Genomic DNA, 802 nt, shown 5'->3' with positions numbered 1-802 from the left:
CGGCGTCCGGCGCGCCGCCCGCCCCTGAGACCGCGCCGCACCCGACGCGTCCCACCGGGCCGCCGCCCCGACCACAGCGGCACCCGACCGTCGCGGCGTCCGGGCCTCCGCGCCACCCGACCACCGCCGTCCGACGATCACGACGGGAGTGACCGGCGTCGCACCCACCGGACCGGTACGGGCGGGAACCGGACAGGCCCCACCGGCGACCACTTCCGGCGTGCGCCCCCGCACCTCCCCCGCCCCCGAGGAGTACCTGTGATCTCGTCGTTGCCGCTGGCCTGGGCCCTGACGGCGGTGTTCGCCGCCACCGGGTTCTACGCGCTGACCCGCTGGGCCACCGCGGTCTCGGAGCGTCGCTCCGCCGCGCACCGCACCGCGGAGCTCGCGCACCTGCTGATGAGCGCGGCGATGGTCGTCATGACCTGGACCTGGTACGGCAGCGCCGGGCTGTGGACCCAGATCGTCCTGTTCTCCGTGCTGGGTGTGTTCTTCCTGGTCACCGCGTCACGCGGGGTGCCCTGCGGACCCTCGGGGCGGGTCGCGGGTGCGGCGCACGCACTGATGGCCGCGGCGATGGTCTGGATGCTCGCCGCGATGCCGCTGATCATGGCCTCACCGGCGGAGGCCGCGGGCGGCGGCGGTGCCCACGCCCACCACGGCGGCGGTGCCGCCATGGACATGTCCGGGACGGCCCGCGCGGCGGGCCCGGCCGGGTGGGCGATCGCGGTGACCGTGACGCTGTGCGCGGTGCTCCTGGCCGCCGCCGGGTACTGGGGTGCCCGCGCGCTGAGCCACGACC

The 802-nt window shown here is 76.8% G+C and carries 1 protein-coding gene; it reads left to right on the top strand.

Going from position 1 to position 802, the window contains the following annotated elements:
- Window positions 1-258 precede the first annotated feature (258 nt).
- Window positions 259-802: DUF5134 domain-containing protein (locus GTW08_RS17700; protein ID WP_161152246.1), on the top strand; the 544-nt coding region annotated here is incomplete at its 3' end.

The sequence above is a fragment of the Pseudonocardia sp. SID8383 genome (assembly GCF_009864975.1).
Lineage (GTDB): Bacteria > Actinomycetota > Actinomycetes > Mycobacteriales > Pseudonocardiaceae > Pseudonocardia > Pseudonocardia alni.
Note: the sequence above shows the minus strand (reverse complement) of the source record. Positions and strands in the feature narration are given on the sequence as shown.